The organism is Treponema sp. UBA6852, from assembly GCA_002449305.1.
GTDB lineage: Bacteria > Spirochaetota > Spirochaetia > Treponematales > Treponemataceae > Treponema_D.
The window spans coordinates 22,360-42,279 of record DKDI01000031.1 but is presented as its reverse complement, the minus strand read 5'-3'; the positions used below and the strand labels follow the sequence as shown (position 1 = coordinate 42,279).

Annotated in this window: 13 protein-coding genes; 3 read left to right on the top strand and 10 right to left on the bottom strand. The window is 41.4% G+C overall.

Annotated elements, in window-relative coordinates; genetic code table 11:
* The 6 genes from B3209_RS06140 to B3209_RS06115 form a co-directional block, all read right to left on the bottom strand.
* Positions 1–1,062, bottom strand: a 1,062-nt coding sequence (locus tag B3209_RS06140) for an IS110 family transposase (protein WP_296690178.1), incomplete at its 3' end; no start/stop codon positions are given.
* Positions 1,063–1,540: 478 nt separating this feature from the next.
* Complete coding sequence (gene murD / locus B3209_RS06135) at positions 1,541–3,142, bottom strand: UDP-N-acetylmuramoyl-L-alanine--D-glutamate ligase (RefSeq protein WP_296663578.1); 1,602 nt, start codon at positions 3,140–3,142, stop codon at positions 1,541–1,543.
* Positions 3,143–3,166: 24 nt separating this feature from the next.
* On the bottom strand, positions 3,167–4,297 hold the full coding sequence (locus B3209_RS06130; RefSeq protein WP_296663575.1) for a D-alanine--D-alanine ligase family protein: 1,131 nt from the start codon (positions 4,295–4,297) through the stop codon (positions 3,167–3,169).
* Positions 4,294–6,000: a Mur ligase family protein gene (locus B3209_RS06125; protein WP_296663572.1), complete on the bottom strand. Its 1,707-nt coding sequence runs from the start codon at positions 5,998–6,000 to the stop codon at positions 4,294–4,296. The genes B3209_RS06130 and B3209_RS06125 overlap by 4 nt, the downstream gene beginning before the upstream one ends.
* A 63-nt stretch (positions 6,001–6,063) precedes the next feature.
* Positions 6,064–8,010: an S-layer homology domain-containing protein gene (locus B3209_RS06120; RefSeq protein ID WP_296690176.1), complete on the bottom strand. Its 1,947-nt coding sequence runs from the start codon at positions 8,008–8,010 to the stop codon at positions 6,064–6,066.
* 55 nt (positions 8,011–8,065) lie between these two features.
* On the bottom strand, positions 8,066–9,226 hold the full coding sequence (locus B3209_RS06115) for a formylglycine-generating enzyme family protein (RefSeq protein WP_296690174.1): 1,161 nt from the start codon (positions 9,224–9,226) through the stop codon (positions 8,066–8,068).
* 433 nt (positions 9,227–9,659) lie between these two features.
* Between B3209_RS06115 and dnaE the strand changes: the two genes are divergently transcribed.
* From dnaE to recG, 3 genes are read left to right on the top strand one after another with little or no spacing between them, the layout of a single operon-like run.
* The gene (gene dnaE, locus B3209_RS06110; RefSeq protein ID WP_296690170.1) at positions 9,660–13,301 is read left to right on the top strand and encodes a DNA polymerase III subunit alpha; all 3,642 of its coding nucleotides are present in this window, start codon (positions 9,660–9,662) and stop codon (positions 13,299–13,301) included.
* Between the two features lie 22 nt (positions 13,302–13,323).
* Positions 13,324–13,905 carry a YggT family protein gene (locus B3209_RS06105; RefSeq protein ID WP_296664176.1) on the top strand — a complete coding sequence of 194 codons (582 nt, stop codon included), beginning with the start codon at positions 13,324–13,326 and terminating at the stop codon, positions 13,903–13,905.
* Complete coding sequence (gene recG, locus B3209_RS06100) at positions 13,906–16,092, top strand: ATP-dependent DNA helicase RecG (protein ID WP_296690168.1); 2,187 nt, start codon at positions 13,906–13,908, stop codon at positions 16,090–16,092.
* On the opposite strand, the gene B3209_RS06095 is transcribed toward recG, so the two are convergent.
* From B3209_RS06095 to nusB, 4 genes are all read right to left on the bottom strand, one after another.
* Entirely contained in the window at positions 16,073–16,924 is an 852-nt protein-coding gene (locus B3209_RS06095; protein ID WP_296664178.1) for a sigma-70 family RNA polymerase sigma factor, read from the bottom strand. The two genes, recG and B3209_RS06095, sit on opposite strands and share 20 nt — an antisense overlap.
* Positions 16,925–17,166: 242 nt before the next feature.
* The gene (locus B3209_RS06090; protein ID WP_013700724.1) at positions 17,167–17,439 is read right to left on the bottom strand and encodes a co-chaperone GroES; all 273 of its coding nucleotides are present in this window, start codon (positions 17,437–17,439) and stop codon (positions 17,167–17,169) included.
* A gap of 133 nt (positions 17,440–17,572) precedes the next feature.
* A complete protein-coding gene (locus B3209_RS06085) occupies positions 17,573–19,435 on the bottom strand; it encodes a tetratricopeptide repeat protein (RefSeq protein WP_296664179.1) in 1,863 nt (620 codons plus the stop codon).
* On the bottom strand, positions 19,432–19,917 hold the full coding sequence (gene nusB, locus B3209_RS06080; protein ID WP_296664180.1) for a transcription antitermination factor NusB: 486 nt from the start codon (positions 19,915–19,917) through the stop codon (positions 19,432–19,434). The genes B3209_RS06085 and nusB overlap by 4 nt, the downstream gene beginning before the upstream one ends.
* Between the last annotated feature and the right edge of the window lie 3 nt (positions 19,918–19,920).

The following is a 19,920-nucleotide window of genomic DNA, read 5'->3' as shown; positions in this document are numbered from 1 at the left end:
TTTTGAAATCTGAACTTCTGGAAGAATAAACTTCTGCGGTTTATATTCCGTGTTCGTTTTCAAAAGCATATAAAGCAGTTCACCAAGTTTTCTTGCCGTCGTGACAATGGATTTGCCTTTGCCTATTCCTTTTGTCTGCGACATATATTTATATTTGTCTCTTAAAGCCCCACCGTCCTTTGACCTGACTGCACCCCAGGCTGCCTGAACCAGCATCGACCTTAAAAGAGCATTTCCATTCTTTGTGGTCCGACCAGAATGTCTAATCGTACAGGAATTATCAACTTTAGGTACGAAGCCTATAAAATTGCTTACCTGATGCGGATTGTCAAATCTGCTCAAATCACCCATGTAAGCTACATATGCAAGGGCAGTTATCGGACCAATGCCCGGCACTGTCATTGCAAGCTGCGCTTTTTCATCACTCTCAACCTCTGCATTTATTTTCTGCACAAGCAGCCCTATCTGTCTTTCAAGAAGCGTCAACCTTTCGACAAGTCTTTCAGCCTCTTCTTTTTCATAACCTTTGAGCAACGGAAGAATATTGGCCCTGTTCTTCTCGCAGCACATATCTTTCCGCTTGAACTGAGTGTATCCTGCATGCTCAAATATTGCATGAAGTTTGTTTATCTCTTTCGTCCTCATTCCTTTAAGCGACTTGTACTCGCTCAGAAGCTTTCTTCTCTCCCATTCCTCATCTGTAGGCGGCGTCACTATAGGAAGCTCGTCCTCGTCATGATTCTTCAAAAGTTTCGCAAGCTTCAGGGAATCTTCCTTGTCAGTTTTCCTTGTGCTCATATAAATGATTGCAAGTTTCCCAGGATTCAGCACGAGCACCTTGCATCCTACTGTCTGCCGTATCTGCCGTTCGATTCTCATGGCAAGATTACAGGCTTCTATGGCAACCAGATCTTCGGCGCTTAATTTCTCGCAAAGCTTGTCGAGCCCCTTGAAATCCGTTTTGCCGTTCGTCCTTGTAATCTTTCCTTTCCGGTCAACAAGGCACATTTCATATGTCCTTTTTCCCAAATCGATTCCAACAAATCTTCCTGCCGCTTCCATAGCGTCCTCCTTTAGTATAAAATGAGGACTGGAGAGCTATACGAGTGCGTTGAATCACCGTTCTCCTATGCGCGGTCTTGGAGCTAGACTCCAAGCCGCCTTTTGTTATACGGTGGCTGGCTTCGACAATAACTTCTCCTCGAACTATTTTGTTCTCAAAAATGATCTGCCTTCCACCGGCCCTCCAGATCCGTCAATCTAGAGTATCGCACTTTTCTCGTATATTTAAAATCATATCAACTTCTCCTTTATATTTACAAAAAAATCAATAAAATAATATTTCTTCACTATAATTCATAGAATTATTTCAATATTGAAACAATACTTTCTAAGACCTGAAGTAAGTATTCCTAAAGCCCTAAGTGAATATCCCTAAGACCTGAAGTGAGTATTCCTAAGGGTCTTAGGAAGTATTCCTCAGCCCCTTAGGAAGTATCTCTGTGGCTCTTAGGAAGTATTCCTTTAGTTTTTAACAGTTTTATTCTTGAAATATTGACTTTACAAGGGACTTGAACTTGTCGCCGCGGTCAAATTCGTTGGAGAACATTCCGAATGAGGTTGCGCCCGGAGAAAAAACAACAGGCAGCCAGGTATCAGAAAAAACTTCACCGTAGTTGCGGCTTGCGTTTTCAGACATGAGGCAGGTTTTAAGAACATCAAGAAGAATCTGCAAGGAATCAAACGGACCTTCGTATTTTACGCCGCGCTCATCAAGCATAGAAACAAGTTTGTCTGTTCCAGTGCCGGAAAGCAAGTAAATTTCATAAGGCGGAAACTTTGTGTTGTTTTCAGGGTCAAGGCATCTTGCAAGCGGAAGAAAGTCCAGTCCTTTGTCTGTTCCGCCGGCAATAAGAACAACTCGCTGATCAAATGACTGGCTTGCCGCCGCGCACGCTTCTGGAACTGTTGAGCAGCTGTCGTTATAAAAGACAACCTTGCGTCCGTCAGAAGGGCTTTTCCAGTCGTAGAATTTTTCAAGACGGTGAGGAATCCCTTTCCACTGCCCCATCACGGTGCAAATCTGAGCCGGAGCAACTCCCATAAGGTACATCGCAAGACTGGCATTCAGAACATTGGCTCTCATGTGCTCACCCGGAACTTGCAGACTTTCCATTACAACTTCTTCAAGAACCGACTTTTCCTTTAGACTTGGTTTTACAAATTCGCAAGGAACACGCGCAACTCCTTTGTAGGAAGAACCGCTTTTTTCCAAGTAAGCTCCAAAAATTCCCTTTGGCAAAAGAGCCTTGCTGTACCTAAGAACTTTGGCTTTTGTTTCGCTTGCAAATAAATCGCCCCAGCAACGACAGCCTCTTTTTGGGGAAGCTGTTTCTTTAAGGTAGTTGTCTTCGTCAAAATCAAGAATTGCAAAGTCATTCTTATCTTGGTCAGCAAAAATCAGCTTTTTATCTTCCACGTAGCTGTCCATGTCGCCATACCAGTTCTGGTGGTCTGGAACAATCTTTGTAATTATAGAAATCTTCGGCTTTAAAAGTTTTCTTCCGCGCAAATCCGCAAGCTGCCAGCTAGAAAGCTCAAGCACAACAGGAGTAGTTCCGTCTGTTTTTTCAAGGAAAGAAAGCGGGCTTACGGTGATATTTCCGCCCAAGAAGCATTTAAAGCCTGCCTGATTCAGTCCATAAGAGAGCGCGCTAACTGTACTGGATTTTCCCTTGCTTCCTGTAACTGCAATTATAGGAGCTTTTGTAAAGCGCAAAAAAATGCTGATGTCTGTTTCAATTGCTTTTGCGGCCGCAAGGAACTGATTGCCTTCAATTTTTACGCCGGGATTTTTTATAACGCAGTCCGCATTTGAAAAATCTTCAATCTTGTGTCCGCCTAAAACAAAGCGAAGTTTGGACTTGTCAAGAAATCTGTCTTTTGCAAGAGATTCAAGAGTTGGCGCAAGCTGCTCGGCAGTCTTCATGTCAGTAACGGTAACAAAAGCTCCGTGCCTTAAAAAAAAGCGGACACAAGCTTCTCCGCCGCCGTTAAGTCCAAGCCCCATTATTGTAATTTTCTTGCCCTTTATTTCATCAAGCGAATTAAAATAGCATCCATGCGGATAAATATGTGGCATTTTTCTCCTCCCAATTTTACGTTTCTATCTTGAAGTGCAAAGGTTCTGTTTTGCCTTGAAATTTTCAATTCCTTCTTTAAGAAGATAATCAATAAGCTCAGAATATTCCAAACCATCTGCGGCGCACATTTTGGGGAACATACTGATTTTTGTAAAGCCCGGAATTGTGTTTATTTCGTTCAGGTAAATTTCGCCAGTCTTGCGGTCCACAAAAAAATCCACGCGGCTCAAGCCCGAAGCGTTTATTGCGGAATACGCTTTTTTTGCGGTTTCCCTTATGAACTCAAGCTTGTCATCTGAAAGAAGAGCTGGAATTTTTAGTTCAGCTCCGTCCGGGTCGTTGTATTTTGCATCGTAGTCATAAAAATCATGCTTTGGAACAATTTCTCCCGGGCCGTAAGCTTTTAAAAGCGTGCAGTCAGATTCTGAAGTTGCCGTTACAGAATTTCCAGTTACAGAGCATTCAACTTCGCGAGCGTCAATCGCTTTTTCAATAAGAACTTTGTTGTCCCAGCTGAACGCTTCCATGAGCGCAAACGAAAGCTCTTTTTTGTTCCGGGCAAGGCTTGCTCCGTCACTTGAACCTGCGGCGCATGGCTTTACAAAAAGCGGAAACTCAAGTTTTTCAATCGCCTCTTCAATCAGCTTGTCATAAAGGGAGCTTGAATTTATCTGGCTTCTTGAAAGGCACATATACGGAACAACGGGAATTCCTTCGTTCTTCAAAAGAATTTTTGTAGTTTCCTTGTCCATTGCCGCGCTTGAAGCCAAAACTCCGCAGCCAACAAACGGAACGCCAGCCATTTCAAATACGCCTTGAACAGTTCCGTCCTCGCCATAAGTTCCATGCAGAATCGGGAACACAATATCGCACGGAATGTAGTTTCCGCAGGCAAAAAACACGTTGTCTTTTCCGCGCCCAAACGAAACTTTAACTTCGCGGCTGTCATCTTCGTGCACACAAAGAGCAGCTTCCGGGTTGCCTCTTACTTCCTCAAAAACTGAATTATCTTCAAGATACCATTTTCCGCCTTTGGAAATTGAAATGAGAGAAACGTTGTGATTTGCGCTGATGTTTCTAATTACCGAGGCGCATGACAAAAGCGAAATTTCATGCTCGCCAGATTTTCCACCGTATATTAAAACTACATTCATTTTGCAAACCCCATTTCTTTTAAAGCTTTTTTTGCTTCTGAAATTTCATCGTATTTTATAGCATTGTCGGCGTAAATTATAGAATTTTCATGGCTTTTTCCAAGCAGAAGAACAATGTCGTTTTCCTTTGCCATGCCGAATGCTTTTCTGATTGCCTGCGGACGGTCTGGAACAAGGAACAAATCCACATTGTCTTTTTTGCCTTCTTTTCTTGCCCCCAAAGCAATCTGTTCAATAATTTTCATTCTGTCTTCTTTGCGCGGATCTTCATCTGTAAGAATCACAATGTCGCAGAAACGTGCGGCAATTTCACCTTGAAGAGGACGTTTTGTTGTGTCGCGTTCACCGCCAGAGCCAAACACGCAAATCATCTTGCCCATAGCTCGGTTCTTTACAGGCGGAAAAATTGTCTCAAAACTAGAAGGCGTGTGGGCATAATCCACAATCACTTCAAAAGGCTGACCTTCGTCAATTACAGTCATGCGGCCTTTTACGCTCGTAAGCTTTTGCGCGCACAAAGCAAGTTTTTCTATTGAAATTCCAGTTGTTCCATGCACAGCTAAAATCGCAGCCGTTATATTGTACGCATTGAACGCTCCTGGAACAGAAGCCTTTACATGGACAACAGAATTTTCATTGTTGAGTGAATCGTGGGTTTCAAAACGGTGAATGCTGAATGCAAGCCCGAATCTTGCCGAAGCTATATTCCTGCACGAAAAATAAGGCATGTCTTTTGGAATTTCTGGAAGCGGAGGAGATGAAAGTCCCAAAGCCGCCTGCTTGCCTGCCTTTCCTTCCGTAGTGAATCCTATGGTTTTGTGCTTGGTGCAGGAAGCAAAATAAGACGCCGCAGGATCTTCCAAATTAACAACTCCAAACGCAGGAACTTTTGTTGCAACGCCGGCGATTGTTTTTTCGTGATTATGCAAATCCAATGAACGGAATAAGTTAGCCTTGTCGCTTTTGTACTGCTCGTAGGTTCCGTGGAATTCCAAATGCTCAAGCGTAACATTCATAAAAACAGCGCAGTCAAAAAGAACATCGCCAAGCCTGTTAAGTTTTTTGCTCAATCCGTGGCTTGAAGATTCCACAACGGCGTGAGTACATCCGTTGCAAACCATCTCATAAAGCTCACGCTGCACAATGGGAGCTTCCGGCGTTGTCTGGTGCTGTGGATTGTCTATAGCGTCTCCTCCAAGTGAATATTGCACTGTGGAAATAAAACCCGCCTTGATTCCGTTCAGACGCAAAAGTTGCCATATAAACGAAACAGTGGAAGACTTTCCTTCCGTTCCTGTAACTCCGTAGACAACAAGCTTTGAAGAAGGATTGTCATAAAAACACGAGCTTACAGGCGACATTGCAAACCTTGCTGAAGGAACTTTTACAAACACAACATTTTTTGAAGAGGAAGCCAAAGCCGCCTTTATTTGCGACTGCTCTTCCTGCGTAATTTCATCCTGAAAAATAACTGCGCTAGCCCCGCAAGACACCGCCTGTGCTATAAATTTATTTCCGGTTGTATGAGTTCCAGGCAAAGCGAAAAACAAATAGTTTTCTTTTACATCCCGGCTGTCAAAAGCAAGACCTTCTATACAAGCATCAGTATTATTTGGGGAAGAAATTCCGTCTTCCGCCACAATCTTATAATCAGTTTCTTTAGAGCCAAGCGACTTCAAAAGCACGCACAAATTCTTTTCCATAATGCGCCATTCTACCACTTTAAAAAGAAATGCACAATGAAACCCTATCATTAGGATGCAAAACTATTCCGCCTTGACTGCAAAAAAGTTCATTTTCCGCACATAGAGCCGCTCGTTCGTATAAGGGTCTAAGACAGCAAATCTTTCCAATACTGAAGCCGCAGCCGGAAGTTCTGGTATGGCATATGGCCGCCAAAAGCGTTCATAATAGCGGTATTCAAGCTGGGTTGCCACCCCGCAGTTTTGCACTTGAAAGTCATTTGTAGAATGTTTAAGTTCAAGCTTGTCAGTATCTGACGGGCCGCTCTGATACCAGCCGATATTCGGAGCGTCAAGGCTATTGTTTGCTATTGCCAACGCCTGCTCAATTGTCAAAGTTTCTTCCGGTAAGAATTTTGTGCTTGTTTCACCTTCAATAAGTCCAAAAGCGTCCATAAACGCCACTGCTTCTTTTGCCCAGTCTGAAATGCTTTCGCTGTCGGAATAGCGGGAGAGCCTTGACTCATAAGGCGAGTATCGGACATTTTTATTTTTCTTTGCGTACATTAAAGCCTGATAAAAAAAAGTTGCAAGCTGCTCTCGGTCAACTGTGCCGTCCGGGTTAAATTTGCCTTCCAAAGCTCCGCCGTAAATTCCAGCCCCTGCCGCCTTGAGCGCGTATTTGCTTTTTGTGTCGGAATAAGTCTTTGACTTTGCAGATGAAACTGATTTTCCCGAAAGTTTTTCTGCAAGAGCTACCGCAATTGCGCTGGCCTGCAAACGTGTAAGTGGCTTTGTAAAGTCATCGCCTAAAACAGATTCGTCCACCAAGCCGTTTCGGGCTGCCCAGTAAACTCCGTCTTGAGCATTTTCGCTTATCTTTGCCTTTACATCATTGCTTTTTGGAACTGCAAAAGACCACGGATTTAAATTGACTTTTGTTGAAACATCCAGTGCCTGTTCGTAGCTCGTGCCGCCTTTCTTCCAGTCTTTCTTCTTCTGTTCCATGTACATATTATATGCCGCTCTAGCTTCCGGGGTATCCTTGTGGCCTGTATTATAGCGAAAATACTCGTATGTAAAATCAGACAGGTCAGAATCGCGCTTGTTAATGCCGCACCATCTGCATGAAAGATAGTAGACTTTTTCTCCCTGCTTGTTTGTGCCTGCAAAGTTCTTGTCTGAAATGTCAAACCGTGCAAAGTCGTGCACAGGAGACTTACCAACGCCGTCCGAGAATGTGTGGTTTGGATTATACTCGCACTTTCCGCACCATTTGCACGAGTAATACCACTCGTTTTTCTGCTGGCATGTCATGTGTTGCTTCATGCGGCTTGCTGTATATGCTTTTCCAGTGTAGACGTGACCGGGACACCACTCCCTTGCGACGGAATCCCCTTTCTTGAACGCCTCGTACACATCGCCGGAATAGACTTTCACAAAATATACAGGCGACAAAGGCTTTGAACTGTAGCTTAAAAGACCTTTAGGCAATTCGCTTTCAGGCACGTAGATAGTGCAGGAACCATTCATCATGCCACCGCTAAACCATAATTTATCTTTGTATTTTATAAAGTCGTCCTTATTTCCTGCTTTATATTCCTCTTCAACGAATTCGTCCTGCAATTCATCTATAAAAGCCCAAGCGTCAACTTGTGGACTAAGCCAAACCTCCCTGACATTTCTAAGGCACTCATCTCTCCGCATATGTATTTGATGCAGATAGCTAGCAGTGGCTGAAGGATAATCAACAAGCAATCTTGTAATATAAAGGGAATCATCTTTCCACAGTTTTGATTCATAAAAGCTGTCGCCAAGATCATCGTATTCCTCGATAGGAATCAAAATCATTTCCCTCTGGTTCGTTTTCCACCATAAGGAATCCGCCTGCTTTTCAGTGTAAATCTGATTTTCTACAATCTCTTTATATGCGTTATTTATATATGTACTAATATCTTTTGCCGGCAACCGGCTCGCAAAAAAGCCCATAATCAAAGTTGAGAGAGCGGCAATTTTAAAAGTCTTTTTCATCGAAATCTCCTTGTATAGATTTCCGTGTCGCAGCACGGGAATGACAATTAAGCAGCTATTTTTTAATAGATTTTTGAAGCTCTTTAACTTGAGAAAGCTCCATCCCCATTATCTTTGCGACTTTTTTCGGAGGAATTCCGTTTAAGAGATAACTTTTTGCCGTATTCAATCTTATTTCGTCCATAGAAACTGTCCTAGATTGCGGCATCTGTTCTTCCTCGTGAACTTTTTTCTCTGCTTCTTTTTGATTTGCCACCTGCCTCTTATGCGCCTCTGTAACAGTTGTTGTGTCTGTACGCACTACACGGAAGCCAAAGCAGGCGGTCGCGTATTTATATGGCAAGCAATAGTCTACAGATAGAACATAAAACTGTTCAGGAACTGTCCAGCTAGGATTCGTGCTTTGCCAAGTTATAATACCGTCCTTTCCATTCCCAACATGCCAGTATCTTCCATTCTTAACGCCCCAGTACCCGCCATGAAGGCCGCTAACATAATCACCACCCTCGTTTCCCCAGCACCATTCCTCCACATTGCCACTCATGTCATAAAGACCAAAAGCATTCGGCTTCTTCTTTTTTACTTCGTGAGTCTTGTTGCGGCTGTTGCGGATGTACCAGGCGTAATCACCAAGTTTTGACTCATCATCTGTTCCGCTGTAAACATCTTTATCTAAACTGTTTCCTGCACTTGCGGCATATTCCCACTCCAGATTCGTTGGCAGGCGGTATCCGTTCGCGTTCCAGTCGCACTCAACTTCAAACCAGGTTGATTGGTTAAAAATGTAACCTTCTTTTCTGATTGTCATTGTGGGTTTTATACCCCATTTACTCGTGTCTGCTGTAGGCTCTATGCCCCATTTGCTTGTGTCTGTGCTGTCGTTGGCTTTGTAGCAAGGCGTAAGTCCTTCTTTTATAGAACGCTTGTTGCAGTATTCAATTGCGTCAAACCAGCTTACCCGCTCTACAGGGCGATTTTCCTGAATTTCGCCTTTGTCCGGATTAGTTTTGAATTTGCTTGGGTTTGTTCCCATTATGTCTTGATATTCTTTTTGCGTTACCTCGTGGTCGCACATATAGAAATCCCTTGTAAGGGTAACAGCCTGTATTCTCACAAAGTCAGAACCAATGTTTTGTGAATGCCCATTGCTTGAGAGTGCAAGCGACATTACCGCAAACACGGCAAAAAGTTTTAATTGTTTTATTACTGCTTTCATAATGCATCATTTTACCACCTAAAAACGAAATGCACAATGAAAAGCCATTTTTACGAAGCACACTGTATTGAATTCCAATATGCATCCCTTTCGACCATCAAAAGGCAGTGCTATTAACGTACTTTTCATATTACCTGTGCAGGAGATTATCCAATCAAGCCGGATAATGACACCAACTTTTTAAACTTTACATATATAAGAAGAGTTAAAAAGTAAAGCCGCCAAGTCCGAATCACTTGCAGCGGCTTTATAGCAACTATTTAGTGGAGACGACCGATGGAAATCGGGCATTTCCTTTGTTTCAATATACTACAGAAAAACGCTTCCGTCAAACAGTCATATTCTTGCCATCGCAAAACTTCACCTAGCAAAAAGAGGGTTTTTCCATTAGAATGACTTCATCTAAAAAACTATTCGTTGCAAGGAGCTTGGCTTGGCTGACTATCATAAATTTCCTGACGCCCCGGAAGGAACTCCGGTTAGCAATTTTGTTCACCTTCACGTCCACTCAGACTATTCAATTCTGGACGGTGCAAGCAAGATTGACACTCTTGTTGCAAGGGCGAAAGAACTTAATATGCCGGCGCTGGCTCTTACTGACCACGGAAATATGTTCGGCTCGCTCAACTTTGAAAAGCTCTGCCACGTAAACGGAATAAATCCGATTGTAGGTGAAGAATTTTATGTTGCCTGGGGAAGCCACACAGAGCACAATGATGTTCCGTTCGGGCGCAACGGAAAAAACAGCCACTACTTTCATCTTATTCTTTTGTGCGAAAATCAGACTGGCTACAAAAATATGTCATGGCTTTCTTCAATCGCATACACAGAAGGGCTTTACTACGGAAAACCAAGAATAGACTTTGAACTTCTAAAAAAATACCACGAAGGACTTATCTGCCTAAGCGCGTGCATTCAGGGAGAACTTCCGCAGCTTCTTTTAAACGGAAGAGATGAAGACGCATACCGGGTTGCAAAAAAATACAAGGAGCTTTTCGGACCAGACCGCTACTACATAGAAATTCAAGACCACGGGCTAGACGAGCAAAAAGAAGTTGCTGTCAAGCTCATAAAACTTTCCAAAGACCTAGACATTCCGCTTGTTCTTACAAACGATGTTCATTACTGCAACAAGGACGACGCAGAAGCCCAGGACGCTTTAAGGTGCATTGGATTCAAGAAGCTTTTGGACGAGCCACATCAGACAATGGGCGGCGGAAGAAAAGAATGGTATTTAAAGACAGAACAGGAAATGTCAATTCTTTTTCCGAACTACCCGGAAGCAATGGCGAACACTATAAAAATCGCCAATATGTGCAACCTTACAATTCATCAGTACACAACCCCTGAACTAAAAGGCTGTCTTCCGCGGTTTTCTCTTCCAATCGAATTTCAAAAGCACGAAGACTACACGGAAAATCAGGACGACTATGTGAGATGCCTTGTAGAAAAAGGTCTTAGAGTGCGCTACCCGGAAATTACTCAGGCAATTAGGCGGCGGTGCGAATACGAGCTTGGAATTATCTTTAAGATGGGATTTTCTGGCTACTTTCTGATTGTTTGGGAATTTATAAACTGGGCAAAAGAACACGGCATTCCGATTGGTCCGGGACGCGGTTCAGGAGCAGGTTCTCTTGTCGCGTACTGCATGACTATAACAGACATTGATCCGTTCAGGTTCAAGTTGATTTTTGAGCGTTTCTTAAATCCAGAGCGCGTTTCCATGCCGGATTTTGATATAGACATGGACTTCGATTTTAGGCAGAACATCATTCAGCATACAAGAGAAACTTACGGAGAGCCGCAGGTCGGCCACATTGTAACGTTTGGAACATTAAAGCCTAAAAACTGCCTTGCTGACGTTGGACGAATCCTGAACATTCCGCTTTCGATTGTTACAAAAGTAAAAGCCTGCATTCCAGACAATCCAAAGGCAAAACTGAAAAACGCGCTTGAGCCGCCCACAGACAAATTTCCAGACGGCGGACAGCTTATTCCAGTCAGCGAAAATCCAGAGGCGACAATCGGACTTGATAAAAAAACTTTTGACCGCTGGATTGCTCTTTGCAAAAAACTTGAAGGCTTAATCAGAAACACAGGACTTCACGCTTCTGGAATGGTAATCGGACTTACAGCCCTTCCCGACTGGGCGCCAGTTTTCAAAGATCCAAAGACAGGCGAAGTTGCGGTTCAGTACACAATGGACATAATCGAGCCGTGCGGACTTGTAAAATTCGACTACCTTGGACTTAAGACGCTTTCTTTAATCCGCTATGCCGAAAACATAATCAACAAGCATAAAAAGCCAGACGAGCCGGAATTCAAGACAGAAAACGTAAGCGAAACAGATTCCGAGACATTCGACTTATTCTGCCGCGGAGACTCTGTTGCTATCTTCCAGTTTGAATCCCCGGGAATGCAGAAAATATTGCGCCAGTGCCAGCCAAGATGCGTAGAAGAACTTGTAGCCTTGAACGCGCTTTACCGCCCAGGTCCGCTTGACTACATTCCGCAATACATTGAAGGCAAATGGAAGCCTGAAACCGTTCACTATCCAGATCCATGCCTTGAAGGAATTCTAAAGGAAACTTACGGCGTTATGGTTTATCAGGAACAAGTTATGCAGGTTGCGCAGAAGATTGCAGGCTTTTCTCTTGGCGGCGCAGATATGCTTAGACGTGCCATGGGAAAAAAGAAACTTGAAGTCCTCATGGGCAAAAAAGTTGAATTTGAAGAAGGCGCAATAAAACAAGGCTACACAAAAGAGCATGCCGATGAAATTTTTGACATTATGGTGCCGTTTGCTGGCTACGGATTCAACAAGTCCCATGCGGCGGCTTACACAGTTCTTGCATACAGAACAGGCTGGCTTAAAACCCACAAAAAAGCTGAATTTATGGCGGCAAACTTAACCAACGAAATCACTTCCACAGACACGCTGCCAGAATACATTGAAGAAGCGCGCAAAATGGGAATTCCAGTTGATCCGCCGGACGTAAACCGCTCCGACTCAATCTTTGATGTTATCGACGGTCATATTGTGTTCGGTCTCAAGGGAATAAAAGGAATGGGCGAAGGAGCTGCAAGAGCTATTGTTGAAGAGCGCGAGGAAAACGGACCTTACAAGTCTTTTGTGGATTTCATTGAACGGCTAAGCAACAAGGACGTAAACAAAAAAGCCATAGAAGTTCTTATAAAAACTGGCGCATTTGACAACTTGGGGCAAAACCGCGCAACTCTTACCATGAACTTTGAACGCGTAATTGAATACGAAGACAAAAAAAATGCTTCCAAGGAATACGGACAGGCAAGCCTTTTTGAAGATGCCGGAATAAAAGAATTTGAAGACTTTAAGTTTGAAGAATGCGAAGACCTTCCCAAAATGGAACGTCTTAGTATGGAAAAAGAACTCATAGGCTGCTTTGTTTCCGGGCATCCTTTGGACGACTATAAAACTGCAATAGAAACCTGCGCAACCTGCAACAGCGAAAATATCGAACGCTGGGCAAAAATAGACAAGGCGGAAAAAGCGTCTTTGGAAGCAAGCGGAAGATCATCTTGGCAGTCAAGAAATTCCGGCAAAACATACATTGCAATTGGAATGCTTCAGGATTTGAAAATCATAATGACTAAAAAAGGCAAGCAGATGGCGTTTGCAAAACTTGCCGACTACAAAGGAATTATTGACGTAACATTCTTTCCTACTGTTTGGGAAAAATATTCAAGCCAGATTGAAGCCGAAAAAGTTTATGCGTTTAAGGGTAAAGTTGACGGCTCACGGGAAGTTCCAAGTTTTCTTGTAGAAACAATTGAAGACATTGCAACATTGCAGCAAAAGGCAATTTCAAGCGTCCACATTCAGCTTGAGCAAGGTTTTTCTTCCGTAAAAGAAATTGCGCAGCTTAGAGATATTTTGTTTGGCGGAACGGGAACTTTGTTAGTATATTTTCATATAGAAATAGACGGAAAAACTTATGTCGTAAAGGCAAACACTCAGCTGACAGTTCCAAACACAAAGGAATATATAGACAGCCTAAAAGACATTTCCGGAGTTCAGGAAGTCTGGACTGAATAATGGCACAGGAGGTTTTTACGCCATGTTTATTTTAAGAATAATTTCAGCTTTTTTATCGCTATATTCTCTTTTATGCCTTTTGCGCATAATAATCACTTGGATTCCAAACTATTCATACAGCAAACCGGCAGACATTCTGGCTCAAATATGCGATCCATACATGAATCTTTTCCGCGGAATAAAATGGCTTAAGTTCGGAAGTTTTGACTTTAGCCCTGCGCTTGCGTTGTGCATTCTAGGCGCAGGCTCGCAGCTTTTTTCCAGTCTTGCAAACGGAGGCTACATTAACCTACAGATGATATTGGCAATGATTCTTGGAATATTTTTTTCAATTCTGTCATCGCTTATTTTCTTTATTATAATTCTTTTTGCAATAAGGCTCATTCTGATAATGATAAACAAGGATTTTTACAACACAAGCGGATTCATGGCAAATCAAATTGACAGTTCAATTTCGCCGATTGTCTATAGAATCGCAAGAACATTCGCGATGGGCAGGCGCATAACTTACAAAGCTGCATTAATAATTTCAATAATCGCTCTTTTAGTTTTGCAGTTTGCATTAAGAATTTTTCTTGCGTTTATTTTATCAATAATTTTGTAAATGATTCTTTCTGAACTTGGAGCCGCTGTAGAAACACTTTCCGGCGTAGGTCCTGCAGCGGCAAAAAAATTCGCCAATCTGAATATTTTCACAGTAGCCGATTTACTTTCTGTTTTTCCACGCGACTACGAAGACAGAACAAAACGGATTCAGCTAAGAGATTATGCAAATTTTCCAAAAGTCCACACAATATGCAAAGTAACGGCTCACCAGTGGTTTGGCTATGGAAAAATGAAAACCTTGAAAATTGCAATAACCGATGGAAGCGCAAACGCTTGGCTTGTTGCATTCAACCGAGACTTTCTTGCAAAATCACTGCCAGAAGGAAGCATCATCGCCGTAACTGGAAAATTTGAAACAAAATACAACGAGCTTCAGTCTTCATCTTTTGAGGCGACAAGAATTTCATTCAACGGAAATTTAGAGGATTTTGAAAGCGTTCCTGTTCCAGACAGCGCAGTAATTCCAATTTATCCGCTTACAGAAGGTCTCACTCAAAAAGTCTACAGAAAAACCGTGGCGCAGGCATTAAAGCAATACGCAAAAAACATAAGCAACGAGATTCCAGAGCAAATCATAAAAGAGCGGAATCTTTTAAATAAAAGCGAAGCGATTCTTTTTGTTCACAAGCCGCAAAATTTAATTCAGGTGCAGGAAGCTAGAAAAACTTTAATTTACGAAGAGCTTTATCTTTTTGAATACAAAATGCTCGAACGCGCTCTTATGCACCGCGGAATTTTGCCTTCGCAAGATTTTATTCCAGAAGCATATCCATATTTTTCTACGCCAGATTCAGAAACAGGGCTTGAGCAGATAGAAGGTGAATTTCAAAAAAGCCTTTCGCCGCGCCAAAAGCAAATTTTCAGCAGCCTGAATTTTGAGCTTACATTGGACCAGATGAATTCAATTTTAGAAATGAACCGCGATATTGATAAAAGCCAGACGGAATGCAACACAATGCTGAACACTCCGCACAAACTTTCAAAGCCTCCATTTTCCATGCAGCGGCTTTTGCAAGGAGATGTGGGCTCTGGAAAAACCCTTGTGTCTTTTTTTGTCTGCGCACGTACAATTGACTACGGCGGACAATGCGCAATTCTTGCTCCCACAGAACTTCTTGCCCGCCAGCACGCAGAAAACGCCGCAAGACTTTTAGAGCCAGCCGGAATAAGAACAGCGTTTCTCACCGGAAATTTAAAAGCTTCTGGCAGGCAGCCTCTTTTAAATGCTCTTAGAGACGGAAACATTGACATTGTAATTGGAACTCACGCGCTTTTCAGCAGAAACACACAATATAAAAATCTTCAGCTTGCGGTAATAGACGAGCAACATAAATTCGGAGTAACACAAAGAGAATCGATAATTTCAAAAGGAAGAATTTCATTCAAGCACATGGCGCATTCACCAGACCTTTTAATGATGAGCGCAACACCGATTCCGCAGACATTGGCGCTAACTGCATTCGGCGACCTTGACATAAGCGTAATAAAAACCATGCCAAAAGGAAGGCTTCCTGTAAAAACTTATCTTACAGTTTTCGGAAATGAACGCAACGTCTACGAAGCCATAAGAAAGGAACTGAACGCAGGGCATCAGGCATATTTTGTTTACCCAAGAATCGCAGAAAATCCGCAGGCAGAGCAAACTGACAAAGCCTCATTAAAATCCGCAGAAGAAATGTTCGATTTTCTTTCAAAAGAAGTTTATCCGAATTTCAAATGCGCGCTTATCCACGGAAAAACTGACGATGAACAGCAAGCCGAAATACTAAAAAATTTTTCAAGAGGAAACATTCAAGTTCTTGTTGCAACAACAGTTGTAGAAGTCGGAGTCGATGTTCCAAACGCAACCTGCATCGCAATTGAACACGCTGAACGTTTTGGGCTTGCGGAGCTTCATCAGTTGCGCGGAAGAGTCGGGCGCGGAAAATTCCAGTCATATTGTTTTTTAACTTACAGCAAGAACATCACGGAAACTGGAATCTCACGGTTAAAGGCACTGCATCAAAGCAACGATGGATTTTTCATTGCAGAAGAAGATTTAAAATTGCGCGGTCCTGGAGAAGTCTTTGGAACAGCCCAGTCAGGATATTTTGCATTGAACATAGCTGACTTAAGCCGTGATAAAGAAATTCTTAAGACCGCACGATACGACGCTTTATGCCAGCTTAAGCAACATAATCCTTAAGAGAAATATCGCAGATTTTGTTTGCACGAATTTTTGCAATCGCGTGTTTTTCAATCTGGCGGACACGTTCTCTTGAAAGATTCATTTTTTCACCGACTTCTTTTAATGTTCTTTCGCCCTGACCATTAAGCCCATAGCGCATATTAAGAACTTCAACTGATTTTTTATCCAAACCAACGAAAGCTTTGTCAATTTCTGTTTTCAAAGAAGCATTGATGGCTGCATCTTCCGGCGTAAAAGTTCCAGCAGCAACAGTATCAACAAGCGCAGTATCAGAGTCGCCTCCAACAGGAGAATCCAAGCTTATCATTTCCTGTGAAATATTAAGCATCTCTCTTATGTGATGCTTTGTCATTCCAAGTTTGAGCGCAACTTCTTCAAGTTCTTCTTCCTCTGATTTTTTTCCATGCGGATTTACGCTGTGGCACGCTCTTTTTATTTCAGTAAGCTCAGCATCTTTATTTACAGGAAGACGAATCGGACGGCCAAAATCAACAATAGCTTTCATTATGCTCTGACGAATCCACCAGACAGCATAAGATATAAAATGGTAGCCTTTGCTTACATCAAAATGATCGAGCGCCTTCATAAGTCCAAGATAGCCTTCACTTATCAAATCTTCGTATTCAAGACCTTTGTTCAAATACTGTGAAGCAATTTTTATAACAAAGCGCATATTGGAAGTTAAAAGTTTATCTCTTGCAGCTTTGTCTCCAGCAGCAGCTTTTGTAGCAAGCTGAGTTTCTTCGTCATTTGTAAGAAGAGGAATTCCTTTTATTTCATTAAGATGAATCCTAACAACGTCTAAATCTTTTGATGAAACATTAGCCATTTTCTTGCCTCCAGTATGCTTTTATTTACTTAATAAATAGCATAAAACGTGCCAAGTTATATAAAAACAAGAAAAAAAACAAAATAAAAAAGTTTTTAGATTTCAATAGCAAAAAAATCTGATTTTAATGCGGTTTTCTAGCTTCCAAAAGGCATTTAAAACAAATAAGGCTGCATCAAAATGATACAGCCCATAAAGTGTTTCTTCAAAACGAGCCAAAATGACCCATAAAAAATAAAAAATTACTCTACAACAGCAATAATGTCGCAGTTTTTAAGAATGAGATAGTCTTCACCATCAATCTTAATTCCTGTTCCAGCATACTTATCATACAAAATTTTTTCACCAGGCTTTACAGTAATTTTTTCTTTTTCAGTTCCAGGTCCAACAGCCTCAACAACAGCCTGCTGAGTTTTTTCCTGTGCTGTGTCTGGAATAATAAGTCCGCCAGCTGTTTTTGTTTCTGCGGCAACCTGCTTTACCAAAACTCTGTCTGCCAATGGCTTTACTTTCATTTAAATCCTCCAAATCTATATTTGAAAATTTTTTAAAACTCTGAGCGGTCAACATAAATTAATTGCGCTCTTTTTTTATACTATAAAAATACAAATTTTTTACCTTAAAGTCAAATTCTATGGAAAATAAGTTTCATTTTTCCGCCTGAATTTTTTTCTGAAGCAAACGGACTTTGTTATTTTCAGAATCCAATGAAAGCGCGTATTTTAAAGCTCTTGAAGCTCCATATAAATTTCCCTGCTTCCATTCAAGTTGCGCAATCCTGAACAAAATTTCAGATTTTTCTTTTCCTTCAGATGATTTTGCAGAAGCAATGTTAAGCGAATTTAAAGCTTCTGGCAAACGGTCAACGCTAGCATATAAAACGCCAAGATTGACAAACGCATTTATAATTGAAGAATTTTTTGAAGATGAATTTAATGCGGCAATTCGGTTTCCGTAATTTTCCGCTATAAAATTGTAAAGAGAAATTCCAGATTTAAAGTTTCCCTTTTTGCAGGCAAACCATGCGCAAAGTTCACATTCCCAAAGCTCAAGATTTTCCGGTGAATCCTCAGGTAAAAAATCATACTTCGATTTGTAATACGAATCAAAAAGAGCTTCCGCATCCGGCTCAGAATTTTCATTCAAAAGAGAAAAAACACAATGTTTCAAAACAGATTCAGGATAAATATTTTCCGCAGAAACATTTTTTTCAAGCATAAGCCAAATATCAGAAACTGGCTTTTCAATTTTATCAAACTTATTTTTTTGAGTAACGAGCGCATCCTTTAAAACTAAGGCTTCGGAATTTTTGGAGGCAATAAGAGAATCAAGTTTTTCAAGAACGGAATCAAACGGCACAACCGGAACTTTGTCTTTTTTTTCCATGCTCAAAGTTTTTAGCCCGGCGTTTCTGATTTTTTGCGAAAGAAAATCTTCATGCTGATTTTTTATCTGATCAAGTGAAAATTCGCCAAGAGCCGCAAGCCCCGGCAAATAATCAGGAAAATTAACAGAAAGAAAATCAAGAAGCTTTTGCTCACTTTCAAAGTCGCTTTTACGCTTAGCAAACATCGCGCTGTTCATGTATATTTGCGGCGGAATTTCAGTGAAGTTCTGAATAAGACGTTGTCGAATTTTCTCAGAAGAATTTTCCTCGCCTTCAATATAAAATCCGTCCGATTCAAGAGAAAGAATTTCAGTCTTTGTGGACAAATCAGTTTTTTCTGCAAACGAGGTAAGTTTTGAGCTAGCTTCCAAAGCTGCAATGCTTTCCGCATAAAGTCCTGAATCAAAAAAAATGCAGCCCCAGAAAAGGCTTTCCCTGCTGCTTGAAATTTTATTTGGGTACAAAGCCACAGCGTTTTTAAATTCACCGCCACGCATAAAAATTGAAGCGGCATTAAAAATCCACAAGCTTTCATCCGAACCGTCAAAAGCATTTTTATACACAGAAATAAAATCAGGACTGCAAAAAATTTCTTTTATTTCTTCCGAACTTTTTGTTTCCACAGATTTATTTTTCTTTTTTTTGGAAACAGAATTGAATGCCGATTTTAAAACAGGCTCGCCATTTTCTATAGCAAGCAAGGCTTTCTTTAAAACGCATTCCGCATAAATTGAAGAATATTTGGAATCTTTTAAGCAAAGTGAAATTTGAAATGCTTCCTCAAGACGATTTTCTCTCAAAAGAAAATTCGCATACACGGCGGAAAGCTCAGGATTCTTAGGATTTCTTTTAAGACTTTTTTTTAAAACACGTTCTGCTGATTTTGTTTCACCAAGAAAAAAATACCTCTTTACAATTCCAAGATATTCATAGGAAGCATAGGCTTTTTTTTCAAGTTTTTTTAAGGATTTTAAAGCATCTTCCGCGGAATTCTGAGAAACAGCGGCATCAACAGAATCCAGCACAGAAATAAAAGATGAACCTTCAGAATGAGAAGAGCATGAACAAACTAAAACTGCAGCCAAGCAGCACAAAGCCGCAACGCAGATTGATTTTTTGCTCACGCTACCTCTTCTTTGCTGATTGTATCAAGAATTGCATTTATAAATTTAAAAGAATCGTCTGTTCCGAATTCTTTTGAAATTGCAATAGCCTCATCAATAATTATTGTGGGCTTTAATTCCTTTTGATAAAGCAATGCAAAAACGCTGATACGCAAAATGGAAAGTGTAACTCTGTTCAAGCGGTCAAAATTCCAATTCGCAGTCAAATGCGCCTTTATTTTTTCATCAATTTCCTGAATATGATTTATTGTTCCTGAAATCAGCAAACGGGCAAAATCATAAGACTCCGCCCTCGACTGAGAAAAGTCTTCAGTTTCAGAATTTTCCGTTAAAGTTTCGGGCAGAACAAATTTTCCGCTTGAATTATTTTCAGAATCTTCTTTAAGCCATTCAAGCTTCAGTAAATCTTCAAGAGATGCCTTGCCGACATCATAGGAATAAAGAGCCTGAACCGCAAAAATACGACCGTTTCTTCTGGACACAAC

Bases quoted from the DNA above. Each gene is read 5' to 3' on its own strand.
- B3209_RS06130 (WP_296663575.1), bottom strand. From the start codon at position 4,297: ATGAATGTAGTTTTAATATACGGTGGAAAATCTGGCGAGCATGAAATT.
- murD (WP_296663578.1), bottom strand. From the start codon at position 3,142: ATGCCACATATTTATCCGCATGGATGCTATTTTAATTCGCTTGATGAA.
- recG (WP_296690168.1), top strand. From the start codon at position 13,906: ATGATTCTTTCTGAACTTGGAGCCGCTGTAGAAACACTTTCCGGCGTA.
- B3209_RS06120 (WP_296690176.1), bottom strand. From the start codon at position 8,010: ATGAAAAAGACTTTTAAAATTGCCGCTCTCTCAACTTTGATTATGGGC.
- B3209_RS06115 (WP_296690174.1), bottom strand. From the start codon at position 9,226: ATGAAAGCAGTAATAAAACAATTAAAACTTTTTGCCGTGTTTGCGGTA.
- B3209_RS06125 (WP_296663572.1), bottom strand. From the start codon at position 6,000: ATGGAAAAGAATTTGTGCGTGCTTTTGAAGTCGCTTGGCTCTAAAGAA.
- B3209_RS06095 (WP_296664178.1), bottom strand. From the start codon at position 16,924: ATGGCTAATGTTTCATCAAAAGATTTAGACGTTGTTAGGATTCATCTT.
- B3209_RS06090 (WP_013700724.1), bottom strand. From the start codon at position 17,439: ATGAAAGTAAAGCCATTGGCAGACAGAGTTTTGGTAAAGCAGGTTGCC.
- B3209_RS06105 (WP_296664176.1), top strand. From the start codon at position 13,324: ATGTTTATTTTAAGAATAATTTCAGCTTTTTTATCGCTATATTCTCTT.